Here is a 21621-nt window from a genome sequence, read left to right as displayed (position 1 = left end):
GGGCGTGGAGCACGCGGAGCACGCGGAGCACGCGGAAAGGCCGGGGGCGGGGCGCCGCAGCCCCCCGCCCCCGGCCCGGTCCTCCCGGCGGCCGGCCTGTCGGCCTACCTTCCGGTCTACCTGCCCATGGACTGATCGGCGACCGCGCGGACGGCCGCGCCCGCCCAGGCGCGGTTGCCCAGCAGGGTCTTGACGTCCGAGGCGAGCCCGTTGTCGGGGTTCACCCGGAAGCCCAGCTCGTACAGGGTGTTCTTGTCCCAGTTGGTGGTGAGCAGCCGGATCGGGACGTCGCCGGGGTGCGCCTGGAGGGCGAGCTTGAGCTCGGCGACCACCTCGGGGGTGATCCGGGAGGCCGGGACGGTGATCTGGACCGGCGGCTTGGTGCCCAGCTCGGCGGAGGAGACGTCCAGGGTGGCGATCTCCTGGCCGAAGATGCTCAGCGAGCCGTCGCGCTCGTTGAGGCGGCCGCGGACCGAGATGACGTTGTCCTCGATCATCTGCTCGGCCATCAGGTTGTAGGTCGCGGGGAAGAACAGCACTTCGACCGAGCCGTCGCGGTCGGACAGGGTGATGATCGCCCAGGCGTTGCCCGCCTTGTTGATCCGCCGGTCCACGCCGGTGATCAGGCCGGAGAGCCGGACCTCGCCCTCGGAGCGGCCGGAGCCGAGGAGTTCGGCGATCGAGACGTCGCGGTTCTGGGAGAGGATGTGCTCGGCGCCGTCCAGCGGGTGGCTGGAGACGTACAGGCCGAGCATCTCGCGTTCCAGGGCGAGGAGTTGACGGCGAGGCCACTCGTTGTCGGTGAGCTGGAAGTCCAGCCCGATGGCGGGCGCGCCGTCGCCGGTGTCGAGGGCGCCGAACAGGTCGTCCTGGCCGATGGCCTGCTGCTTCTTCACCCCGGTGACGGCGTCGATGGCGCTCTCGTGCACGCTGCTGAGCGAGAGCCGGCTGTGGCCGAGCGAGTCGAAGGCGCCGGCCTTGATCAGGGAGTCGATGGTGCGCTTGTTGCAGACCACCAGCTCGACCTTGTCCAGGAAGTCGGCGAAGGAGGTGTACTTGCCCTTTTCGTCACGGGTGCCGACCAGGGACTCGATCACCGGCACGCCGACGTTGCGCACGGCCTTGAGGCCGAAGCGGACGTCGCTGCCGACGGCGGTGAAGTCGACGACCGACTCGTTGACGTCGGGGGAGAGGATCTTGATGCCCATCTGCCGGCACTCGGCCAGGTAGACGGCCATCTTGTCCTTGTCGTCGGCGACGGAGGTGAGCAGCGCCGCCATGTACTCGGCCGGGTAGTTGGCCTTGAGGTAGGCGGTCTGGTACGAGACCAGGCCGTACGCGGCGGAGTGTGATTTGTTGAACGCGTAGCCGGCGAACGGGACCAGGACGTCCCACACCGCCTGGATCGCCTCGTCGGAGTAGCCGCGCTCCTTGCAGCCCGCGTGGAAGGGGACGAACTCCTTCTCCAGCACCTCCTTCTTCTTCTTGCCCATCGCGCGGCGCAGCAGGTCTGCCTGTCCGAGCGAGTAGCCGGCCAGCACCTGGGCGGCTCGCTGGACCTGCTCCTGGTAGACGATCAGGCCGTAGGTGGGGCCGAGGACGTCCTTGAGCGGTTCCTCCAGCTCGGGGTGGATCGGGATGATCTCCTGCTGGGCGTTCTTGCGCAGCGCGTAGTTGGTGTGGGAGTTCATGCCCATCGGGCCGGGCCGGTACAGCGCGGAGACGGCGGAGATGTCGGCGAACTCGGTGGGCTTCATCAGCTTGAGCAGGGCGCGCATGGGGCCGCCGTCGAGCTGGAACACGCCCAGGGTGTCGCCGCGGGCCAGCAGTTGGTACGTGGTGGGGTCGTCGATCGGGATCTTCTCGATGTCGACGTCGATGCCTCGGTTGGCCTTCACGATCTTGATGCAGTGGTCGATGATGCCCAGGTTCCGCAGACCCAGGAAGTCCATCTTGATCAGGCCCATGGCTTCGCACGACGGGTAGTCGAAGCCGGTGATGATCACGCCGTCCTTGTCCCGCATGTGCAGCGGGATCAGTTCCAGCAGCGGGGTCGAGGAGAGGATGACGGCCGCGGCGTGCACGCCGGTGCCGCGGATCAGGCCCTCGATGCCGCGCCCGGTGTCGATGATCTTCTTGACGTCGGGCTCGTTCTGGTACAGCGCCCGGATCTCGGTGCCCTCGTTGTACCGGGAGTGCTTCTCGTCGAACAGGTCGGCCAACGGCACGCCCTTGCCCATGACGTCCGGCGGCATCGCCTTGGTGATCCGGTCGCCCATCGCGAACGGGTAGCCGAGGATGCGGTTGGCGTCCTTCACGGCCGCCTTGGCCTTGATGGTGCCGAAGGTGTTCACCTGGGCCGTGTACGCGGCGCCGTACTTCTCGGTGACGTAGCGGACCATCTGGTCGCGCTGGCGGTCGTCGAAGTCGATGTCGACGTCCGGGGGGTTGATGCGCTCGGGGTTGAGGAAGCGCTCGAACAGCAGGTCGTGCTCCAGCGGGTCCAGCTGGGTGATGCCGGTGAGGTAGGCGACCATCGAGCCGGCCGCCGAGCCACGGCCCGGGCCGACCGGGATGCCGTTGTCCCGGCCGTACTGGCAGATGTCGGCGACCACGAGGAAGTAGGCGTCGAACCCCATCGGGGTGATGACGCCCATCTCCAGCTCGATCCGGTCCAGCACCTCCTGGCTGGGGCTGTCGCCGTACCGGTGCTGGAGCCCGACCTCGATCTTCTTGCGCAGGAAGGAGGCCTGGGTCTCGCCCTTGGGGACGTCGAACTGGGGCATCCGGTCGACGTAGGTGAAGACCTCGTCGTACGACTCGATCCGCTCGGCGATCGCGAGGGTGTTGTCGCAGGCCTCCGGCAGCTCGCGGAAGAGCTCGCGCATCTCCTCGGCGGTCTTCACGTAGTAGCCGGTGCCCTGGAACTTGAACCGGTTCGGGTCGTCCTTGTTCTTGCCCACGCCGACGCAGAGCAGGCTGTCGTGGGCGTCCGCCTGGTCGGCGGTCACGTAGTGCGAGTCGTTGGTGGCCAGCAGCGGGATGTTCAGGTCCTTGGCCAGGCGCAGGAGGTCGTCGCGGACGTCCTTCTCGATGGACAGGCCGTGGTCCATCAGCTCCAGGAAGTAGTTCTCCTTGCCGAAGATGTCCTGGTACGCCCCGGCCGCCTTGACCGCCTCGTCGTACTGCCCGAGCCGCAGCCGGGTCTGCACCTCGCCGGAGGGGCAGCCGGTGGTGGCGATGATCCCGGTGGCGTTGGCGGCGATCAGCTCGCGGTCCATCCGGGGCTTCATGTAGTAGCCCTCCATCGACGCGAGCGAGGAGAGCTTGAAGAGGTTCCGCAGGCCGGTGGCGTTCTGCGCCCACATGGTCATGTGGGTGTAGCGGCCGCCACCGGAGACGTCCTTGCCGCCCTCGCCGTCGGCGCCGGAGGGGCGCTGGCCGCCGGGCGACCAGAACACCTGCTTCTTCAGGAAGCGGGAGGCCGGGGCGACGTACGCCTCGATGCCGATGATCGGCTTCACCCCGGTCTTGGCGGCGGCGTGGAAGAACTCGTAGGCGCCGAACATGTTGCCGTGGTCGCTCATCGCGATGGCGGGCATGCCCTGTCTCTCCGCCTCGGCGAACAGCTTCCCGTTCTTCGCCGCCCCGTCCAGCATCGAGTACTCGGTGTGGACGTGCAGGTGCGCGAAGCTGTCGGACACGGCGCTTTGCTCCTCGGTGGACCGCGGGTACGGAAGCCGTCCACGTTAGCGCCTCGGCCCGCGCGGTGCGGAACGCCGGGGGTGGCGGGGACGGCCTTGACGCGATCCTCCCGGCTCCTGTTCGCCGCCTTGACGGTGATCGACCGGCCTTGACCGGGTCCGACCGCGCGGTTGTGGCTGACGGCGTGGCCGTGGCGCGGCTACTTCTGGAGGGCCGGCCGGCCCTCCAGGAGGCTCTCCAGGAACTGGCCGTGTGCGGGGAGCGGGAGGGTCCGGCTCTCCGGGGCCTCGGCGCGCGCCCGCAGGACCTGGGTCGGCTCCTCGGCCCGGCCGGGGACCCGTCCGGGGACCCGTCCGGAGACCATGATGCCGAGGGCATCGGCGATGCCGGTGATCGACTGGGGCTGCCCGGTCTGCTCCTCGCGGACCGCCTCCGGCGCCGGGCCGGCGGTACGGACCTCCGCGCGGCCGCGGCCGGTCGCCGCCGGTGTCGGTGCCAGTGCCGCAGCCGGTGCCGCTGTCGTCCGCGTCGCCACGGCCTGGCCGCGCAGGCGGTCGACCTCCGCCTCCAGCGTCGCCAGCCGCGCCCGCAGGTCGTCCAGCTCGCTCTTCTTCCCCATGGTCCAGGACCCTCCCCGGCCGATCACGGCCCTCCGACGTGCCGTTCCACCCTACCGGGGGGTCTACGGCTCGCCGGGCTCGCCGTTGCCCTCGCTGTGGCCCTCGGCCTCGGCGGTGGTGCCGAAGCGCCACGCGGCGATGTCGCGGTAGCGGATCGGCCCCGGGCCGCGGCCGATGTTGCTGGCGACGAGGTGGAGGCGTTCGGTCCGCCACGGCCGGCCCGTGAACCCGGTGAGCCCGGCCGCGGCCTGCGGCACGCTGTCGGGGTCGTCGCGGCGCGAGCGGGCCAGCGTCAGGTGGGGGTGCAGCGGTCGGTCCCTGAACGGGATCCCGCAGGACCGGACCAGGTCCCGGACGTCGGCGGTGAGCTGGTGCAGTGCCTCCAGGTCGCCGTCGATCCCGCTCCACAACAGCCGCTCGTCGAAGTGGCCGCCGCCCCGCAGGCTCAGCCGCAGGGCGGGACGCGAGGCGACCGGAGCGGCCAGCAGCGACTGCAGCAGCGGTACGACCGTGGACGGCTGTTCGCCGAGGAACGCCAGGGTGATGTGCCAGTCCTCGATCCGGTTCCACCGCAGCCGCGGGTACCCGGCGTAGGCGGGCCGCAGGGCCCGGGCCAGTTCGTCCTTGGCCTCGTCGGGCGGGGCCAGGGCCACGAAGACGCGCCGGGTGGGGGGTTCTGGGTGATCGTCCACGGGGGATTTCTAGCACCGTTCCCATCAAGTGATCAGGAGTGAGTCTTGGACCCAGGTCTGATCACTGCGTGCATCCCGAACGGTGTTGGATGCCCGGCTGGTCGCCCGCGTTCTCGTGGTCCCCGTTCGGCGGCGTGCATCGTGTGCACGGTCCGTGGCGGGGCGGCGGGTTTCCTCACGCCCCTGGACGCCCGGTGGGGCCTGGGCGGTCCGATGCCCGCGACGATCGCTCCGGTCGTCGTGGGGCGGTGCCGTCCGTCGCCGGATCGGGTGTCCGAGGGCGCGCCTGCCGATCGCGACAGCGGCGCTGTCGTGTCGGGTGGTCTTACGGGTGGGTGTCGTGAGGGGCTTCTGCCAGTGCTGCGCACCCCATTGGGAGGTGTACGCGGGATCGACCGCGACGATGACCATGTCGAGCTCGGCGGCCATGGCGACGAGACGGGCGCGGAGTCTGCCGGTGGGGATGCCGGAGATGAGCTGCCGGAACTTCTTCCTGCGGCCGTGCTTCTCGCGGGTCTTCTCCTGCGTGAAGTCCAGGTTCTCCAGGCCGATCGCGGTGACACCGCACCGCTGGGCCCAGTGGAGGAGCCGGGTGATGGCGTGGCGGACCTGTGCGTCGCGGTGCGTGGCGGTGCCGGAAAGGTCGTAGGGGAACCGCTGGGGGTCTCCGACCGGGTTGCCGTGCGGGTCGAGCTGCCAGGCGGCGAAGTGGTCGGCGTTGGTGTCCACTCCGACCATCCCGGCCGCCCGTGCCGCCTGCAGCGGCATGGTCCGCACGACGGGGCGGGTCCAGGAGGCGTCCAGGTACCAGCGTCCCCGGTCCACATCCAGGTGGATGCGGTACGCCACCGCTCGGTTGTCCTCGATGCGGTCGGCCCATTCGGTGCCCCGGTGCGGGAAGGACACCTTCGCGGCCAGGACGTACCGGCCGCTCCTGGCGTTCGCCAGGTCCGCCAGCGGGGCGGGCAGTTTGAGCGACACCTCGCCCTGCGGGGTGACCCGGATCGTCTCGTTCCCGAACCGCTTCCCGGACTCCCCGTCAGCCGCGAGGAACCAGCGGGACGCCTCCCAGAGTTCCCGCCACCGGGCTTCGGTCAGGTCCGCCGCCGTCAGGTGGTGCCGGGTGTTCAGTAACTTCCGCCCACCCCGCACCACCCGCACACGACCCGCCTCACGATCGGCCGCGACCTGCGCACACTGCTCCTCAAGGGCCGCCAGACGGCGGGACTTGACGAACCACTCCTGCCTGGAGCGGTAGCCACTGGGCGCTCGCTCGGTGCCCCTCTCCCCGACCGGCAACGACAGACGGTGCCGCAGCATCCGGATGCCCGCGCCCAGGGAGTCCAGGTGTGCGGCCTGACCGCGCCGGGACAACGCCCACTGATCATGCGTCGCCTTCGTGATCGATCCGGCCCATCGGGACGACGACACCGCGGTCAGGTCCCGCTTACGCGTCGCCCACGTGTCCGTGGAGTGATCCAGGCCGTCAGCGCACCGCACCTTGAGGTCGCCGGATGCCAGCGAACCCAGATGCTCCCCGACCAGCCGCAGCACCTTCTCATCCTGCGGGACAAGACCCTTGAGGCGGTCTCGGACAGTCACTCCCGACGGGCCGAAGGCAACGAACGGTGCGTCGATCGAGCGGAGTTGCCTCTTCGACTCAGTCACCTCATCCACCTCTCCCGCCAGTGCCCACCACCCTGACACACACCACTGACAGTGGCCTCACCCACCCAGCAGGTCAAGATCGGAAACCCACTCATACACACCCATGAACACCAAAACGACCTCAACCCCCAGCAGTTCACCATCCCGGCGCCCGGGCGCGGCCGCGGGCGGAACCGGGCGGCCCGGTGCCTCGTCCCCTACGGTGATCATTTGCCCGGGCGAGGTCGACCGGGGGGAGCGGGCCGACGGCCCGTCTGCACGAAATCGAACGGGGAACAGACATGACCACACACCTCGGCAGCTCCGCCGAACCTCCCACGGCGGACCCCGCCGAGCGCGCCCTGTCACGGCGGCGCCTGCTGCGGCTCGGGGCGGGCGTCGTGGGCGGCGGCGCCCTGCTCGGGGCCGCGGCCGGGGGCGGGATGATCGCCGGCTGGCTGCCCGGTGGGGTCGAGCTGAAGAAGGTGCTGGGGATGACCGGGACCGACGGCACGGTGCCGGACGTGGCGCCGGGAGCGGTGCACGTCGAGCAGGTGCGCTCGGCGGCCCGGGGGCGGGAGGTCACGATGGTGACCATGCTCCCGCCCGGCGCCGAGGCGAGCACCAACCTGCCGGTCTGCGTCGTGCTGCACGGGCGCGGGAACGACGCCCACGGCATGGTGGCGCTGGGGATGCCACAGTTCCTGGCGGCCGCGGTCCGGAACGGCGTGCCGCCGTTCGCGCTGGTCGCCGTGGACGGCGGGGACGCCACCTACTGGCACCAGCAGCCCGGCGGCGACGACCCGCAGGCGATGCTCCGCGAGGAGCTCCCCGGCTGGTTGCACGCCCGCCAACTGCCCACGCCACGCGCGGTGTTGGGCATCTCCATGGGCGGCTCGGGCGCCCTGCAGTACGCCCTCGGACGCACCCGGGCCGGCCGCAACCTGGACGCCGTGGCGCTGCTCAGCCCGGCCGTCTTCGGTACCTGGGCGGACGCCCGAACCACCGGCGGGTACGCCGACGAGGCGGACTGGCGGGCCCACGAGCCGACGCTGGGCCTGGACCAGCTGCAGGTCGGCACCCTCGGTGTGTGGTGCGGCCAGGAGGACCCGTTCTGCCCCGCCGCCCGCCAGGTCGCACGGCAGGCGCGGGCGCGGACGGCATGGTTCCCCGACGGGGAGCACACGGACGGCTTCTGGCGGAGGGTGCTGCCCGAGGCGATGGCGGTGGTGGGGCACGCGCTGACCCCTGCGTGAGGAGGTCCGGCCGCTCGGGCACGCCGACGGGGGCGGGCCGGGGGCTTGTCGGGGGCGGTTGTGACGGCAGATGACACTGTGACGGTCGGTGTGCGACGCTGCATCCCGCGCGCCGTCGGGCGCGGGGGACCGGGGGGTTCGAATGAGCGGTGGGCGGCCGTCGGGTACGCGCGGGCGCTGGGGTCGGCCGGCGGGGGCGCTGCTGGTCGGCGGAGGGCTGCTGACGGCCACCGCGGCGCTGCGGCCCGCTGGCGGGCTGCTGGGGACGGCGGCGAGCGGTCCGGTGGGCGGCCTCGGGTTCGCGGTGCTGCTCGGGCTGGGCTGGGCCGGATTGGTCGGCCGGTTCGCGGTGCGCCTGCGCGAGGAGGTCCGCCACCTCGACGGGCCGACGCCCCGGGCCGAGCGGCTGCGGGAGGCGGCCGTGCTGCTGCTGCCGCTGGCCGCCGTCGCGGTGCCGATCCTGCTGGTGGTCCTCCAAGTCCGGGCCTCGTCCGGGCCGACCGCACTGCCCGGTCCGCCGGCGCCCACCGTCATTCCGCAGGCCGAGCCGCAGACCCCGTCGGCCGGGCCGCAGGTCGGCCCGGAAGTCGGTGTGCTGACCGTCGTGCTGCTCGTGCTGCTCGTCCTGGCGGCCGCGGCGGCGCTCGTGCTCGGGGCCGTCGTGCTGTTCCGGCTGCGCCGACGGCGGGACCGGCGGGCACCGGCGGTGCTGCCCGGCGTGGCCGCGTCCGTGAGCCCCGAGGACGCTCTCGCCGAGGCCGTCGCCTCCGGACGCCGAGCGCTCGGGGGGACGGACGCCCGGGCGGCGGTGATCGCCTGCTACGCGGCGATGGAAGGCTCGCTGGCCGCCTCCGGCCTGCCCCGGCACGCCTCGGAGAGCCCGACCGAACTGCTGCGGCGCGCGCTGTCCGACGAGCGGATCGACGCCGCCGCGGCGACGGAACTGACCGCGCTGTTCCGCGAGGCCCGGTTCTCGACCCACCCGATGGACGACGGCCAGGTGCGCCGGGCCCGTACGGCCCTGGACGCCATCGCCGCCCGGCTCGCGGACACCGAACCCGCGGCCGACAGCGGAGCCCCGGCCGCCACCGAGGCGGCGCACACCGGGGGAGGAGACCGATGAGCGGTGGAACGGACCGGAAGACCGGCCCGGACGGGAAGGCCCGCGAACTCGCCCGCCCCGGCTCGGTGCGCCACAGCCTGATCGAGCTGGCCGGGCCCGCAGTCCTCGCCGAGATCCTGTGCGCCCTGGTCGGCGGCTGGCCCGGAGCGGGGGCCGGCGTCGTCCTGCTGGCCCTCACCGGTCTGCTCCTCGCCCGCCGGGTGGCCGGCGCGGAGGCCCGGCCCTTCACCCTGCTCCGTCAGCCCCGGGGGACGGACGTCTACGAGCAGGGCCTCGGCGACTGGCGCTGGACGGTCCGCCAGGGCCTCGACCCCCAGGGCGACGCCGGGCCACTGTGCGCCCGGCTCCAACGGCTGTACGCGGTACGGCTCGCGGAGGTCCACGGCCTGAACCTGCCGGCGGACCGCGACCGGGCGGCCGAACTCCTCGGGCCGCGGCTGTGGCCGTGGATCGATCCGCTGGCGCCCAGGCCGGCCGAGGTGTTCCCGCCGGAGGTGCTGCACGAGCTCGTCGACCGGCTCGACTCCCTGTGACCTCCCGGCACCTTCCCTCGCCCGACCCCCGCAGCGACCCCCTCAGCGACCCCGACCCCCGTACTCAGCGACCGAATCGTTTCCGCAGGAGCGCCATGTCCGACCTTTCCACCAGCCCCGACCTGACCCCGCAGCAGGCCGGAGAGCGGGCCCGTGCGGTGCTCGCGGAGATCGAGCGGGCCGTCGTCGGCAAGCCCGAGGCGCTGCGCCTGGTCATGCTCGGCGCCCTCGCCGGCGGGCACGTCCTGATCGAGGACCTGCCCGGGCTCGGGAAGACCCTGCTGGCCCGCTCCTTCGCGACCACCCTGGGCCTCGACTTCCGCCGGATCCAGTTCACCCCCGACCTGCTGCCCTCCGACGTCACCGGCGCCCCCTTCTACGAGCGCATCACGGGCGAGATGGTGTTCCGGCCCGGCCCGCTGTTCACCCAGCTGCTGCTGGCCGACGAGATCAACCGCACCCCGCCCAAGACCCAGGCCGCCCTGCTGGAGGCGATGGCCGAGGGCCAGGTCTCCGTCGACGGCGCCACCCGCCGCCTGCCGGACCCGTTCCTGGTCATCGCCACCGCCAACCCGATCGAGTACGAGGGCACCTACGCCCTGCCCGAGGCCCAGCTCGACCGCTTCCTGCTGCGCGTGCGGATGGGCTACCTCCCCACCGCCACGGAGGCGGCGATGCTGCGCGCCAGGATCGACCGGGCGGCCCCCGAGCCGGTCCTGGAGACGGTGGTCGGTCCGGCGGAGCTGCTCGCCATGCGGGCCGCGGTGGAACGGGTCGAGGTCGACGACGACCTGGTCGACTACGTCATCGCCCTCGTCGACGCCACCCGCAACGACCAGCAGATCCAGGTCGGCGCCTCGCCCCGCGGCGGCCTGGCGCTGATCCAACTGGCCCGCGCCCAGGCCATGGTGGAGGGCCGCGACTACCTCACCCCCGAGGACGTCAAGACGCTCGCCGGGCCCGCCCTGGCCCACCGCGTCACGCTCAAGCCGGAGTTGTGGGTGCGCCAGATCGAGGCGGACGAGGTGGTGGCGCGGCTGGTCGCCGCCGTCCCGGCACCGCAGACGCTGCCCCGCGCGGTGGCACCGTGAACCCGGCCCCGGCCGCCGAGGAGACCGTCGACCCGACAACCGCCGACACCGACCGCCTCGCCCGCCGCGCCCGGGAGCTGGCCGTCGCCCGCAGCGCCCGGGCCGGCGCCGCCGGCCTGCCGGACAGCCCGCCGTCCCCGCACTGGCGGCCCGGCGAGCAGACCCTGCGCCTCCTCACGGTGGCCACCGTCGCCGCCGTCACCGCCCTGGTCACCGGCCACGCCTGGCTGCTCGCCCCGGCCGCCTTCGCGGCCGTCCTGCTCGTGCTCGCCGCTCCCGGACCGGGCCGCCCCACTCGGCTGTCCGCCTGGAGCACCGTCCGACCGCGCCGCTGCTTCGAGGGCGAGCCGGTGACCGTGCACGTCATCGTGGAGCACGACGGCCGGATCGGCCCGCCCGAGCCCACCGTCTCGCTCGGCCCCGGCCTCGCCCTGGACGCCCTGGCCCTCACCCCGGACGGCGTCGACCTCGTCCTGCGCGCCGACAGCTGGGGCCGCCGCCACCTGGGCGTCGTCGACCTCGACGTGCCCGACGCCCGGGGCCTGACCCGCCGCACCGTCCGCACCGACCTCGGCACGGTCGACGTCTTCCCCGTCCCCGACGCGGCCCGCCTCACCCCGGTCCCGGTCCGCCTGCCCGAACGCATCGGCGAGCACGCCACCGCCCAGGAGGGCACCGGCGTCGAGGTCGTCGGCGTCCGCCCGCACGTGCCCGGCGAACGGCAACGCCGGATCCACTGGCCGTCCACGACCCGCCGCGACGCCGTCCAGATCAACCAGTTCGCCGCCGAGCGCGCCGTCGACGCGGTCCTCCTGCTCGACACCCTCGCCGACTACGTCGACACCGCCACCGGGCGGCGCAGCCTGGACGAGACCCTGCGCGCCGCCACCGGCCTGACCCGCGCCTACCTGCGCCGCCACGACCGGATCGGCCTCGTCGCGGTCGGCGGACGCCTGCGCCTGCTCACCGCCGCCACCGGGGACCGGCAGTTCTACCGCATCGTGGAGAGCGTCCTGGAGGCCCGTCAGGACCGCCCCCCGCGCGGCGCCCTGCCGCCCCTGCCGCTCGCCGCCCTGCCCGGACACGCCCTCGTCTACGCCTTCACGCCGCTCGCCGACCAGCGCATCCTCGACGTCCTCGGCGGGATCCGCGAACGCGGCAACCCCCTCGTCGTCGTGGAGATCCCGGCCGGCGAGCCGACGGCCCGCCCCGACGACGAGACCGACGCCCTCGCGCTGCGCCTGTGGCGCGCCGAACGCGAGGCGATGCGCGCCACCCTGCGCGGCCGGGGCATCCCGGTGGTCGGCCACACCCCCGGCGAGACCCTCGACCTGGCCCTCGGGCCGCTGCTGCGCCGCCGCGTGACGGGAGCCGGCCGATGACCCCGCCCTCGACCACCTCGACGCACCCCGCGCCCCGCGGCTCCGGCCGGTCTGCGCGCCTCGAACAGGCCGCGCTGCGCCTCACCGGCACCGTCCTCGCCCTCGCCGCCGCGGGCACCGGGCCCGGTACGCTCACCGACCGGCTGGGACCCGGCTGCCTCCTGCCCGTTGCCGCCGTCGCGCTGTGGGCCGCCGTCCCCGCACCGGACGGCCCGACCCCGACGCGGTGGTCCGCGCGGCTGTCCGCCACCCGCACCACCCTGCTCGCCGCCGGAGCCGTCCCGCTCGCCGCCCTCGGCGAGCCCTCCTGGTGGCGGGTGCTCGCCGTGACGGTCCTGCTGGCGGGCTACCTCCTGCTGCTCGACGCGTTCGGCCCGCACCGCCCGACCGTCCGCCCCGCCCACGCGGCCGCCGCCCTCACCGCCTCGCTGCTGGTCCTGCCGCTGTCCTTCGCCCCGACCGCGGCGGGCGAGTGGTCCCGTCCGCTCGCCGTCCTGGGCCTGGCCGCGGCAGCCGTCGGCGTGGGCCTCGCCCTGCGCCCGGCGGCGGAGCGCCCACCGGAGGACGCCGACGGTCCGGCCGCCGGCTGAGGCGCCGGCTGAGGCGCCGTCTGAGGCCCCGTCGGAGGCGCCGTCCCCCGACCCGCGGTCAGCCGCGCACGTGCAGGCCGAACCCGGTGCGGCCGGCGGGCTCCAGTCCCTCCTTCAAGTGCAGCGAGGGGATCTCGTAGTCGCCGAAGTTCTGCCGCCGGAAGGCGATCGGCTCGGTCGACTCCAGGGTGAGCAGGCGCTGCTCCCAGGCCCTGGCGACGGCCGGGTACTCCTCGTCGGTGATCCGGTCGGTGCCGTACAGCACGAACGGCGGCAGCACCTCGATGCCCGGGTAGTAGAGGATGCCGTGGTGGATCGGGAACAGCAGGTCGTCGATGGGGCCGTTGATCCCGCGGGCGCCGTAGTGCGACTCAGGGCCGCCGACGGTCACCGACAGCAGGGCCCGCCGGCCCGCGAGGGTGCCCTCGCCGAAGCGCTCGCCGTACTTGGTGTCGCTGTGCTCGCCCACGCCGTACGCGAAGCGGTAGGTGAACACCCGGTCCACCCAGCCCTTGAGGATCGCGGGCATCGAGTACCACCACAGCGGGAACTGGAAGACGATCGTGTCGGCCCACAGCAGCTTCTCCTGCTCGGCGCGGACGTCCGGGGTGAGCGTCCCGCTCTGGAAGGCGCGGCCCGAGTCCAGGGCGACCCTGAGCGGGTCCGAGGCCTGCGGGCCGTAGTCTGCCGCGTCCACCGCCGCCTTCCAGTTCATCGCGTACAGGTCGCTCACCCGTACCTCGTGCCCGGCGCCCTCCAGGGTGGACACCGCGAGGTCCTTCAACGAGCTGTTGAGCGACTTCGGCTCCGGGTGGGCGTGGACGATCAGCGTCTTCATGGGGGCTCCGTACTCATGGCTCCGGCGGATCGGAGGTTTCCGATCTCCTGCCGTCGCCTTCGATCCTGGCCGCCTTGGCGCCCGGCGTTCAGGGGCTCCGCTTCCGTCGGACCGCACTTCCTGGTACTGGCAGGGCCACCCTCGCGGGTGCGGCCGCGGCCATACTGGGGGGCATGGACGATCTTGCGGGCTTCCTGCGGACCCGGCGCTCCCGGGTCGACCCCGCGGCCGTGGGCATCCCCACCGACAGCCGCCGGCGGGTCGAGGGGCTGCGCCGCGAGGAGGTCGCGCACCTGTCCGGCGTCAGCGTCGACTACTACGTGCGCCTGGAGCAGGGCCGCGCGACCCAGCCCTCCGAGCAGGTCCTCGACGCGCTCGCCCGCGTCCTCGACCTCGACGAGACCGAACGCGGGCACCTGTACCGGCTCTCCCGGCAGCGCGGCCGCCGCGCGAGGACACCGGGCGGCCGGGTCCGGCCGGAGCTGCTGCGCGTCCTCGACCTGGTCGGCGGCGCACCCGCGCTGATCATGGACCACCGCCTGGACGTGCTCGCCGGCAACCGCCTCGCCGGGCTCCTGTTCGGCCGGCCGCTGCCGGGTCTGAACACCGCCCGGCACCTCTTCTTGGAGGACGGCGGGAACGGTCTCTACGCGGACTGGGAGACCTGCACCCTGGACGTGGTCGGCCACCTGCGGCTGGCCGCCGGGAAGTACCCCGAGGACCCCCGACTGGCCTCCCTCATCGGCGAGTTGGCGATGGGCAGCGAACGCTTCCGGCGCCTCTGGGCCCGCGCGGACGTACGGGCCCGCACCCACGGACGCAAGGTGTACCGGCACCCCCTGGTCGGGCTGCTGGAACTGCACCAGGAGAACTTCGCGCTGCCGGACGAGTCGGGAATCGAGCTGCTGGTGCTCTCCGCGGCCCCCGGCAGCCCCGCCGAGGACGGCCTGCGCCTGCTCGCGGGCCTGAGCGATTCCACGCCAACCGGTGGCTCCGGAGGGGGAATCCGTCCGGAGCTCCCGTGGTCCGGGGGAAGGAGCCCGTCCGCCGGGCGCACCGGAACTCCCTGATCGGCGCTGCGAAGGAACCGTGGCCGGGCGCCGGGCCTGGGAGCGGCCCGGCGCCCGGGAGGGGTGGGTCAGGCGAGGGTGACGTCGTCGTAGAGGGTGTAGGTCGGGTCGCCCGCGTAGCCGTCGTCGTGGTTGGCCAGGGTCAGGGTGTAGCTGTGCCCGGGGGTGACGGCGGCCGTGACCTGGGCCCAGGCGGTCATGTCGGTACAGGTCTTGGGCAGGACGGTGGTGGTGGTTCCGGTGGTGTTGTCGGTGAGGGTCGCGGTGGCCCAGTCGTAGCTGACGGTGTCGTTGGTGGTCATCCGGTACCAGAACGACAGCCGGCTGGTGCCGCTCGGGGCCGTGAAGGTCTGGGACATCGAGGAGTCGCCGTTGGTCGGGGTGGTGGCACCGACCATGGCGGCGTACGCCCCGCTGTGGGTGGCGGTGGTGGTGACGCCCGCGGTGCCGGTGACGGTCCAGCCGGCCGGGGTGCCGGCCTCGAAGGTGCCGTTGACCAGGCCCGCGCCGGGCGGCGGGGTGGGGTTGCCGCCGGGGCCGGGGTCGGTGGTGCTGTCCGCGCCGGTCTCGATGTGGCCGGCCAGTCGGCGCAGGAAGCCGTCGGAGGTGGTGGCGGTGACGGTCAGGTCGTACCAGCCGTTCCTGGTGGCGAAGGAGGCGTTCACCGGGGCGGTGGCGGTGGTCCCGGCCGGGACGGTGTACGTCCAGGGGCCGCCGGTGCCGTAGGTGTTGTCGGTGACGGTCACGGTGGCCGCGGTGCCGCCGGTGTTGGTGAAGGACAGGTTGAGCTTGTTGCCGGCGGTGTCGTAGCCGGAGGCGACCTCGACCAGGGCGGCGCCGCTCGCGCAGGCGGTGGTGCGGTTGCCCGCGAAGCGGCGGTGGAAGCCGTTGGGGCCGTACAGCGAGAGGTCGTAGGCGCCGGTCGGGGTGCCGGCCACCCAGTTGTCGGAGACGGTGGCGCCGGCGCCGACGGTGTAGAGCCAGGGGCCGTCCGTGCGGTAGGCGTTCGGGTAGACGTAGTAACTGACGCCCGCCGTACCGGTGTTGGTCATGTCGATCCAGAAGCTGCCACCCGCGCAGTCGGTGCGGCCGACGGCGTTCGGCTGCCAGGGCAGGGCGCGGGCCGGGCGGGTCCCGGGCTCCTGGGCGGGCATCGCCTGGGTGCCCGGGACGGCCGGCGCCGGGAGGGTCCCGCACTGGTTGTCCGCGCCGGAGACGTAGCCGCTGGTGTCCGGCAGGGCGGGCCAGCTGCTGTCCTGGCCGGTGAAGCCGAAGACGGAGGTCAGGTCGCCGCTGACGGCGCGGCGCCAGGCGCTGATGTTGGGTTCCTGGACGCCGAAGCGCTGCTCCAGGAAGCGGATCACCGAAGTGTGGTCGAAAACCTGGGAGTTGACGTAGCCGCCGCGGGTCCAGGGCGAGACCACGATCAGCGGTACGCGCGGCCCCATCCCGATCGCCTGGCCGCCGGAGACCTCGCCCGCGGTGGAGACCGAGCTCTTGCCCTGGGTGGTGGTGGCGGGCGGGACCGGCGGCGGGACGTGGTCGAAGAACCCGCCGTTCTCGTCGTAGTTGAGGATGAAGGCGGTCTGCGACCAGACCGCCTGGTTCGCGGCCAGCACCTGGAGCAGCCGGGCGGTGAGGTCCTCGCCGTAGGCGGGCTTGTAGTTGGCGTGCTCGGAGAGCGAGGCGGGCGCGATGATCCAGGAGACCTGCGGCAGGGTGCTGGCGTTGACGTCGTTCCGGAAGGCGGTGACCAGGTCGGGGACGGTGGCCATGCCCTTGTCGTGCAGCGGTGAACCCGGCTTGGCGTTCTTGAAGTTGGTGAACCAGGCGAGGGCGTTGTCGTCGAAGTTGTCCGTCTGCTGGTAGACCTTCCAGCTGATCCCGGCGGCCTCGAGCCGCTCGGCGTAGGTGGTCCAGCCGAAGCCGGCCGCGGGCTCGGTGTTGTCGAGGACGGCGGACTTGCCGACCGAGAGGCCGTTGGAGCCGGTGAACAGGTGCAGCCGGTTGGGGTTGGTCTGGGTCAGGGTCGAGCAGAAGTAGTGGTCGCAGATGGTGAAGGCGTCCGCGAGCGCGTAGTAGAAGGGCAGGTCGGCGCGGTTGAAGTAGCCCATGCCGAGGCCGGGGGTGCGGGCGGTGTTCCAGGCGTCGTACTTGCCGCCATGCCAGATCGCGGTGTCGACCGGGTAGCTCATCGCCGGGGCGTCGGCGCAGGTCGCGCTGGTGGTGCTGGTGTCCATGCGGAACGGCAGGATGTAGCCGTCGGAGTTCGAGTACGGCTGGTGGAAGGCGGACTTGCCGCTGGGCAGGGTGATCGCGTTGCGGTCGCCGAAGCCCCGGACGCCGTTCAGCGTGCCGTAGTAGTGGTCGAAGGCGCGGTTCTCCTGCATGAAGATCACGACGTGCTGGACGTCGTTGAGGGTGCCGGTGGCGGCGGGTGCGGCGATCGCCTGCTGCAGCGATTCGGGGAGGGCGGTGAGTGCGGCGGTCGCTCCGGCGGCCGCGGCGGCGAATCCCATGAACTTCCGGCGGGACACAGGGGTCACGAGGGGCTCCTCTTGTCTGGACAAGTGCTTCCCGACTTGGCTGGACAAGTCTGAGGAGTGCGGGCGGGCCGGGGCCAGGCCCGGGCAGTGAACGGCTCCGGTCCGGGTGATGGCGCGGACATGGCCTGCCGGAAGGGCGGTTGAGCCCCGGGCCACTGGCGCGGAAGAACGCCTACGCCATCGCCGGGGCGCGGCGATGGCGTGGGTGGAGGAGGGCGCTGGAAGCGGTTCAGGCGCGTCAGGCGGGTCAGGCGCTCGGCCGGGTCTCGGGGAGGTCGGGGATCTCGGTGACGCTCGCCAGCACGTGGGTGTGCGGGTGCCCGTCGAAGTCGGCGCGGCCGAGCTCGCCGGTCAGCACCCCGATGACCACGCCGGCCCCGGCGTTGCGGCCGGCCTCCACGTCCACCACGGTGTCCCCGGCGGTCAGCACCCGGCGGGTGTCGATCACGCCGGTCTTCTCCATCGCCCGGTGGATCATGTACGGCGCCGGGCGCCCGCGCGGGACCTCGTCCGAGGTGACGACGGCGTCCAGGTTGCCGCCCTCACCGGCGGACCAGCCGAGCGACTCCAGCAGCGGGTGGGCGACGTCGTCGCTGAACCCGGTGGTGAGCGCGACCTTGATGCCGCGGCGGCGCAGCTCGGCCAGGGCCTCCTCGACGCCCGGGAGCGCCTGCGGCGGGGTGGTGCGGTAGGCCTCGCGCAGGTACTCGGCGAAGGCCGCGTAGCTCTCCTCGACCAGCTCCGGGGTGGGGGTGCCGCCGCCGAGGCGGACCAGGGCGGCGATGGCCTCGCGCTTGTCGGTGCCCATCCAGGTCTGGAGGTCCGCCTCGGCGACGGCCACCCCGTTGCGCTCGACGGCGGTGCGCAGCGCGCGGTAGACGGCGCCGGACTCGTTGATGGTGGTACCGGCCATGTCCAGGGCGGCGAGCTCGATCATCGGGGTCAGTCCTCTTCGGTGCGGTAGCGGCCGATCACGGTTCGGCCTTCGACGGTGTTCTCGATGGTGAAGGTGGCCATGGCCGGCAGGTAGCGGTCGTCGGCGTCCTCCAGCGGCACGCCCAGGCTGGACGTGGTGAGCCGGCGCACCCGCAGCAGCGGGTCCCCGGCGGCGACCAGGAGGAGTTCGGCGTCGCGCGGCCCGGCGGCGACGGCGTCGATGGTGTGCCGGGCGTGGTGCAGGTCGACCTCGCGGCGCAGCAGCTCCTGGTAGACGGAGCCGGAGTCCGGGTCGAAGTCGAACAGGATGCGGCCGACCTCGTGGACGAAGGTGGAGCGTTCGAGCATGGCCGGGACGCCGTCCAGCAGCCGCAGCCGGACCAGTTCGACGACCGGTTCGCCCTCGGCGAGGCCGAGTCTGGCCGCAGCCTCCGGGGACGCCCGGCGGCGGGCCACCTCGACGGTGCTCTGCCCGGGCTCGCGGCCGATGCTGCGGGCCCACTGGGTGAAGGACAGGAACGTGCCGAAGGGCTGGGAGGGCGTGGTGCGGTGGGCGACGGGCGGCTTGCCGCGCCCGCCGACCAGGCTGCCCGCGCTGCGCAGCATGGCCAGGGCCTGGCGGACCGGGCCGCGGGAGGTGCCGAACTCGGCGCAGAGCTGCGACTCACTGGGCACCGGCTGGCCCTCGGGCCACTCGCCGGACTCGATGCGGCGCAGGAATTCGGCGCCGAGCCGTTGGTGGAGAGGGAGGTCCTCACTTGTCTTCACAAGTTGACTATGACACCAGGGTCCGGAACTTCTCAAGGCTGGCCCACCTGCGGCTTCACTTGTTCATCTGTTCGTCCCCGATGATCGTCGCGTGGGTGAACAGGCGGTTACTTGTACATACATCTCTTGACTCCAGTGCCCGGAAGCCCCTTAGCTGGGCCCATGAGCAGCAGCACCGCACCCGCAACCACCCCCGCCGCGTCCCCCGCCCGCACCGCCGGTACGTCCGGCCGCAGCGACGTGGTGATCGTCGGCGCCGGCATCGTCGGCCTGGCCCACGCCTTCGAGGCGCTCAGCAACGGACTGTCCGTCACGGTCGTCGACCGTGACCGGCAGCCGGTCGGCGCCTCGATCCGCAACTTCGGCCACTGCTGCATCACCGCCCAGGACGGCGAGCTGCTCGGCCTCGCCCGACGCTCCCGGTCCGGCTGGCTGCGCGCCGCCGAGGCGGCCGGCTTCTGGGCCGAGGAGGCCGGCGCCCTGGTGGTGGCCCGGTCGGCGACCGAGGCGGCCGTCCTGGAGGAGCTGAGCGCCGAACGCGGCGGCGACGCCGTCCGGTTGCGCACCGCGGTGCAGACGGCCGAGGCGCTCGGCCGGGCGAGCGGCGCGGCCGAGGACGTGGCCGGCGGCGCGCTGCTGCCGGCCGACCTGCGGGTCAACCCGCGCGAGGCCGCGCCGTCGCTGGCCCGCTGGGTCGCCGAGCACCCGCGGGGTCGGGTGCTGTGGGGCACCGCCGTCACCGGCGTCGAGTCCGGCACCGTGCACACCACCCGCGGCCCGGTGCACGGCGACCGGATCCTGGTCTGCGTCGGCCACGACGTCGACTACCTGTTCCCCGACATCGCCGAGGACCACGAGGTCCAGCGCTGCCGGCTGAGCATGGCCCGGGCCGAGGCCCCGGCCGGCTTCCGCACCAACGCCGCCGTGCTGACCGCCACCTCGATGCTCCGCTACGAGGCCTTCACCACCCAGCCGTCCGCCGCCCCGCTGCGCGCGGAGGTGCTCGGCCACAGCGCGGACCTGCTGGGGATCGGCGCCAATGTGATGTTCACCCGGCTGCCGGACGGCACCCTGCTGGTCGGCGACTCGCACCACTACGACGCCACCACCCCGCCGTTCGTCGACGAGCGCACCTACGAGCTGCTGATCGACGCCGTCGCCCGGGTGCTGGGCGTGCCGGGCCTGCGGATCCTGGAGCGCTGGCAGGGCGTCTACGCCAGCAGCCCGCGCGGTCCGCTGCTGGTGCGCGACCTCGCCCCCGGCGTGCGCGCGATCTCGGTCACCTCGGGCGTCGGGATGACCCTCTCCTTCGGCCTCGCGGCCGCCACCTTCGACGGGACCCTCGCCGCGACGAGCTGAACCCACTTGTCAGGACAGGTGTTCCAGCCGGTCAGCGAGGTGGAACGACAGAACCGGCCGGACCCGTACGGGCCCGGCCGGTGGCTTGTCCGGACAAGTGCCGGGTGCGGCTCAGAACGCCGAGTGGGCGAACCAGTGCGCGAGCAGCTCCTCGTCCCCGGCGAGCTCGATGCCGGCCGCGGTGCGGTCGAGGCGCCCGTACAGGAGCAGCAGCAGCTCGGCGGCGCCCGCCCGGACGGTGGCGTCGGCGGTCGCCCCCGAGTCGCCGGAGCCGTCGGCCTCGGAGGCGTCCAGGCCGAAGCCGTCGGGGCGCAGCCGGATCAGCCAGTCGCCCTCGCCGTCGGTGCTGGTGAAGCGGATGGTCCGGTCCTCGGCGCGCAGCTGGGCCGTGCCAGGGGCGAAGAAAGCGGCGAAGGGCAGGTTGGTCAGGAACTCGGCCACGCCGTCGGCCGCGAGGGCCGGGTCGATCTCCGGCTTCAGGCCGAGCGCGGTCTCGGCGTCGACCCGGTGGACGAGGGTCTCGAAGAGCATCCGGCGCACCCAGAACCGGGCGTGTTGGTCGGCGCCCCAGGCCCACATCGGCTCGTCGAGGTCGCCCTCGGCGAACACCGCGGCGGCCTCCCCGGCGGCCTCGGCCAGCCAGGCGGGGTACTGCTCGGCCTGCTCGGGCAGCCGCAGGTCGACGTCCCGGCTGCGCGGCGGCTCCTGGATCCGCTGGCGGAGCAGCACGGTGAACCAGCGCTGCACACTGCCGGCGTGCCGGACGAGGTCGGCGAGCGTCCAGCCCGGGCAGCCGGGCACCGGGAGGGCGGGGTCGGCGTGCTGGACGGCGGCGACGAAGCGGGCGGTCTCGGCGGCGACCGCGGCGCGGTGGTCCTGCGGGGTCATGAGGGCTGTCTCCAGTGCTACGGGTGTCGCGGCGCCCCGGGTCGGACTGCGCCAGATGGCTTCCGCTGTCAATTTTTCACCAGCTGAAACAATCGCGATGACGCTAAGCCTGAAAGGTTGAGCCTGTCAAGTAACTCTGGGGGTGCCGCCGGGCCCGCTGCCGACGTACCGAGTCGGTGGGCGGGCCCGGCTACCCGACCGGTGCGGAGCGGACGCTCAGGCCCGGGCGGCGGCGGTGGACGGTGAGGTAGACCAGGCCGTCCTCGCCCGCCGAGACCGCCCGCCGCGCGCCGTGCGGCAGCCAGGCCGTGCAGCCCGGGGAGAGCGCCTGTCGGCCGTTGTCCGTCTCCAAGTGGCCGCTGCCGCCGAGCACTTGGACCAGGACGTCGAGGTCCGGCTCCACGTGCGCCGCGACCTCCGCGTTCGCCGGCAACCGGACGATGTTGGCGTCCAGCTGGCGGCCCTCCTCCTGCAGCCGCCACAGCGCCCCGCTCCGGTCGGCGGGGGTCAGGTGCAGCAGGGAGTCCAGATGGGTGAGCACACCTGGTCCGGGGTGGGGCGTCAACGCGGCCTCCTG

Annotated in this window: 18 protein-coding genes; 8 read left to right on the top strand and 10 right to left on the bottom strand. The window is 73.1% G+C overall.

All coding sequences use genetic code 11. From position 1 onward, the window contains the following. Window positions 1-116: 116 nt before the first annotated feature. The 4 genes from dnaE to ACFVXG_RS35655 all read right to left on the bottom strand — a co-directional run bounded on the left by dnaE (window position 117) and on the right by ACFVXG_RS35655 (window position 6694). Complete coding sequence (gene dnaE, locus ACFVXG_RS35670; RefSeq protein WP_387933736.1) at window positions 117-3704, bottom strand: DNA polymerase III subunit alpha; 3588 nt, start codon at window positions 3702-3704, stop codon at window positions 117-119. 200 nt (window positions 3705-3904) lie between these two features. After that, the gene (locus ACFVXG_RS35665; protein ID WP_387933734.1) at window positions 3905-4324 is read right to left on the bottom strand and encodes a hypothetical protein; all 420 of its coding nucleotides are present in this window, start codon (window positions 4322-4324) and stop codon (window positions 3905-3907) included. 63 nt (window positions 4325-4387) lie between these two features. Next, entirely contained in the window at window positions 4388-5017 is a 630-nt protein-coding gene (gene thpR / locus ACFVXG_RS35660) for an RNA 2',3'-cyclic phosphodiesterase (protein WP_387933733.1), read from the bottom strand. A gap of 24 nt (window positions 5018-5041) precedes the next feature. Beyond that, on the bottom strand, window positions 5042-6694 hold the full coding sequence (locus tag ACFVXG_RS35655) for an IS200/IS605 family accessory protein TnpB-related protein (RefSeq protein ID WP_387933731.1): 1653 nt from the start codon (window positions 6692-6694) through the stop codon (window positions 5042-5044). Window positions 6695-6966: 272 nt separating this feature from the next. On the opposite strand from ACFVXG_RS35655, the gene ACFVXG_RS35650 reads away from it, so the two are divergent. The 6 genes from ACFVXG_RS35650 to ACFVXG_RS35625 all read left to right on the top strand — a co-directional run bounded on the left by ACFVXG_RS35650 (window position 6967) and on the right by ACFVXG_RS35625 (window position 12639). Next, window positions 6967-7920: an alpha/beta hydrolase gene (locus ACFVXG_RS35650; RefSeq protein ID WP_387933730.1), complete on the top strand. Its 954-nt coding sequence runs from the start codon at window positions 6967-6969 to the stop codon at window positions 7918-7920. Between the two features lie 142 nt (window positions 7921-8062). Then, window positions 8063-9043: a DUF4129 domain-containing protein gene (locus tag ACFVXG_RS35645; RefSeq protein WP_387933728.1), complete on the top strand. Its 981-nt coding sequence runs from the start codon at window positions 8063-8065 to the stop codon at window positions 9041-9043. Then, the gene (locus ACFVXG_RS35640) at window positions 9040-9576 is read left to right on the top strand and encodes a hypothetical protein (RefSeq protein WP_387933727.1); all 537 of its coding nucleotides are present in this window, start codon (window positions 9040-9042) and stop codon (window positions 9574-9576) included. The genes ACFVXG_RS35645 and ACFVXG_RS35640 overlap by 4 nt, the downstream gene beginning before the upstream one ends. 95 nt (window positions 9577-9671) lie before the next feature. Beyond that, window positions 9672-10667, top strand: a complete 996-nt coding sequence (locus ACFVXG_RS35635) for an AAA family ATPase (protein ID WP_387933725.1) — start codon at window positions 9672-9674, stop codon at window positions 10665-10667. Continuing rightward, on the top strand, window positions 10664-12049 hold the full coding sequence (locus ACFVXG_RS35630) for a DUF58 domain-containing protein (RefSeq protein WP_387933723.1): 1386 nt from the start codon (window positions 10664-10666) through the stop codon (window positions 12047-12049). The genes ACFVXG_RS35635 and ACFVXG_RS35630 overlap by 4 nt, the downstream gene beginning before the upstream one ends. Further along, complete coding sequence (locus tag ACFVXG_RS35625) at window positions 12046-12639, top strand: hypothetical protein (protein WP_387933721.1); 594 nt, start codon at window positions 12046-12048, stop codon at window positions 12637-12639. The genes ACFVXG_RS35630 and ACFVXG_RS35625 overlap by 4 nt, the downstream gene beginning before the upstream one ends. Before the next feature lie 58 nt (window positions 12640-12697). Here the strand turns inward: ACFVXG_RS35625 and ACFVXG_RS35620 are convergent, their stop codons facing one another. Further along, the gene (locus ACFVXG_RS35620) at window positions 12698-13477 is read right to left on the bottom strand and encodes an NAD(P)H-dependent oxidoreductase (RefSeq protein WP_387933719.1); all 780 of its coding nucleotides are present in this window, start codon (window positions 13475-13477) and stop codon (window positions 12698-12700) included. 173 nt (window positions 13478-13650) lie between these two features. Here ACFVXG_RS35620 and ACFVXG_RS35615 point away from each other — a divergent pair, with 173 nt between their 5' ends. After that, entirely contained in the window at window positions 13651-14547 is an 897-nt protein-coding gene (locus ACFVXG_RS35615) for a helix-turn-helix transcriptional regulator (RefSeq protein WP_387933717.1), read from the top strand. 68 nt (window positions 14548-14615) lie between these two features. Here the strand turns inward: ACFVXG_RS35615 and ACFVXG_RS35610 are convergent, their stop codons facing one another. The 3 genes from ACFVXG_RS35610 to ACFVXG_RS35600 form a co-directional block, all read right to left on the bottom strand. Beyond that, complete coding sequence (locus tag ACFVXG_RS35610) at window positions 14616-17093, bottom strand: phosphocholine-specific phospholipase C (RefSeq protein WP_387933715.1); 2478 nt, start codon at window positions 17091-17093, stop codon at window positions 14616-14618. A gap of 247 nt (window positions 17094-17340) precedes the next feature. Continuing rightward, the gene (locus tag ACFVXG_RS35605) at window positions 17341-18030 is read right to left on the bottom strand and encodes a phosphonatase-like hydrolase (protein WP_387933713.1); all 690 of its coding nucleotides are present in this window, start codon (window positions 18028-18030) and stop codon (window positions 17341-17343) included. A gap of 5 nt (window positions 18031-18035) precedes the next feature. Next, entirely contained in the window at window positions 18036-18797 is a 762-nt protein-coding gene (locus ACFVXG_RS35600; RefSeq protein WP_387933711.1) for a GntR family transcriptional regulator, read from the bottom strand. 162 nt (window positions 18798-18959) lie between these two features. Here ACFVXG_RS35600 and ACFVXG_RS35595 point away from each other — a divergent pair, with 162 nt between their 5' ends. Then, the gene (locus ACFVXG_RS35595; RefSeq protein ID WP_387933709.1) at window positions 18960-20156 is read left to right on the top strand and encodes a TIGR03364 family FAD-dependent oxidoreductase; all 1197 of its coding nucleotides are present in this window, start codon (window positions 18960-18962) and stop codon (window positions 20154-20156) included. 111 nt (window positions 20157-20267) lie between these two features. Here the strand turns inward: ACFVXG_RS35595 and ACFVXG_RS35590 are convergent, their stop codons facing one another. Both ACFVXG_RS35590 and ACFVXG_RS35585 read right to left on the bottom strand, forming a co-directional pair. Beyond that, window positions 20268-21044: a maleylpyruvate isomerase family mycothiol-dependent enzyme gene (locus tag ACFVXG_RS35590; RefSeq protein ID WP_387933707.1), complete on the bottom strand. Its 777-nt coding sequence runs from the start codon at window positions 21042-21044 to the stop codon at window positions 20268-20270. Window positions 21045-21234: 190 nt separating this feature from the next. Further along, window positions 21235-21609 carry a cupin domain-containing protein gene (locus ACFVXG_RS35585; RefSeq protein ID WP_387933705.1) on the bottom strand — a complete coding sequence of 125 codons (375 nt, stop codon included), beginning with the start codon at window positions 21607-21609 and terminating at the stop codon, window positions 21235-21237. Between the last annotated feature and the right edge of the window lie 12 nt (window positions 21610-21621).

The sequence above is a fragment of the Kitasatospora sp. NPDC058162 genome (assembly GCF_042884005.1).
Lineage (GTDB): Bacteria > Actinomycetota > Actinomycetes > Streptomycetales > Streptomycetaceae > Kitasatospora.
Note: the sequence above shows the minus strand (reverse complement) of the source record. Positions and strands in the feature narration are given on the sequence as shown.

Coding starts and splice junctions, on each gene's coding strand:
- ACFVXG_RS35615 (WP_387933717.1), top strand. CDS start 13,651: ATGGACGATCTTGCGGGCTTCCTGCGGACCCGGCGCTCCCGGGTCGAC.
- ACFVXG_RS35625 (WP_387933721.1), top strand. CDS start 12,046: ATGACCCCGCCCTCGACCACCTCGACGCACCCCGCGCCCCGCGGCTCC.
- ACFVXG_RS35640 (WP_387933727.1), top strand. CDS start 9,040: ATGAGCGGTGGAACGGACCGGAAGACCGGCCCGGACGGGAAGGCCCGC.
- ACFVXG_RS35645 (WP_387933728.1), top strand. CDS start 8,063: ATGAGCGGTGGGCGGCCGTCGGGTACGCGCGGGCGCTGGGGTCGGCCG.
- ACFVXG_RS35605 (WP_387933713.1), bottom strand. CDS start 18,030: ATGATCGAGCTCGCCGCCCTGGACATGGCCGGTACCACCATCAACGAG.
- ACFVXG_RS35635 (WP_387933725.1), top strand. CDS start 9,672: ATGTCCGACCTTTCCACCAGCCCCGACCTGACCCCGCAGCAGGCCGGA.
- ACFVXG_RS35665 (WP_387933734.1), bottom strand. CDS start 4,324: ATGGGGAAGAAGAGCGAGCTGGACGACCTGCGGGCGCGGCTGGCGACG.
- ACFVXG_RS35620 (WP_387933719.1), bottom strand. CDS start 13,477: ATGAAGACGCTGATCGTCCACGCCCACCCGGAGCCGAAGTCGCTCAAC.
- ACFVXG_RS35590 (WP_387933707.1), bottom strand. CDS start 21,044: ATGACCCCGCAGGACCACCGCGCCGCGGTCGCCGCCGAGACCGCCCGC.
- ACFVXG_RS35650 (WP_387933730.1), top strand. CDS start 6,967: ATGACCACACACCTCGGCAGCTCCGCCGAACCTCCCACGGCGGACCCC.
- ACFVXG_RS35595 (WP_387933709.1), top strand. CDS start 18,960: ATGAGCAGCAGCACCGCACCCGCAACCACCCCCGCCGCGTCCCCCGCC.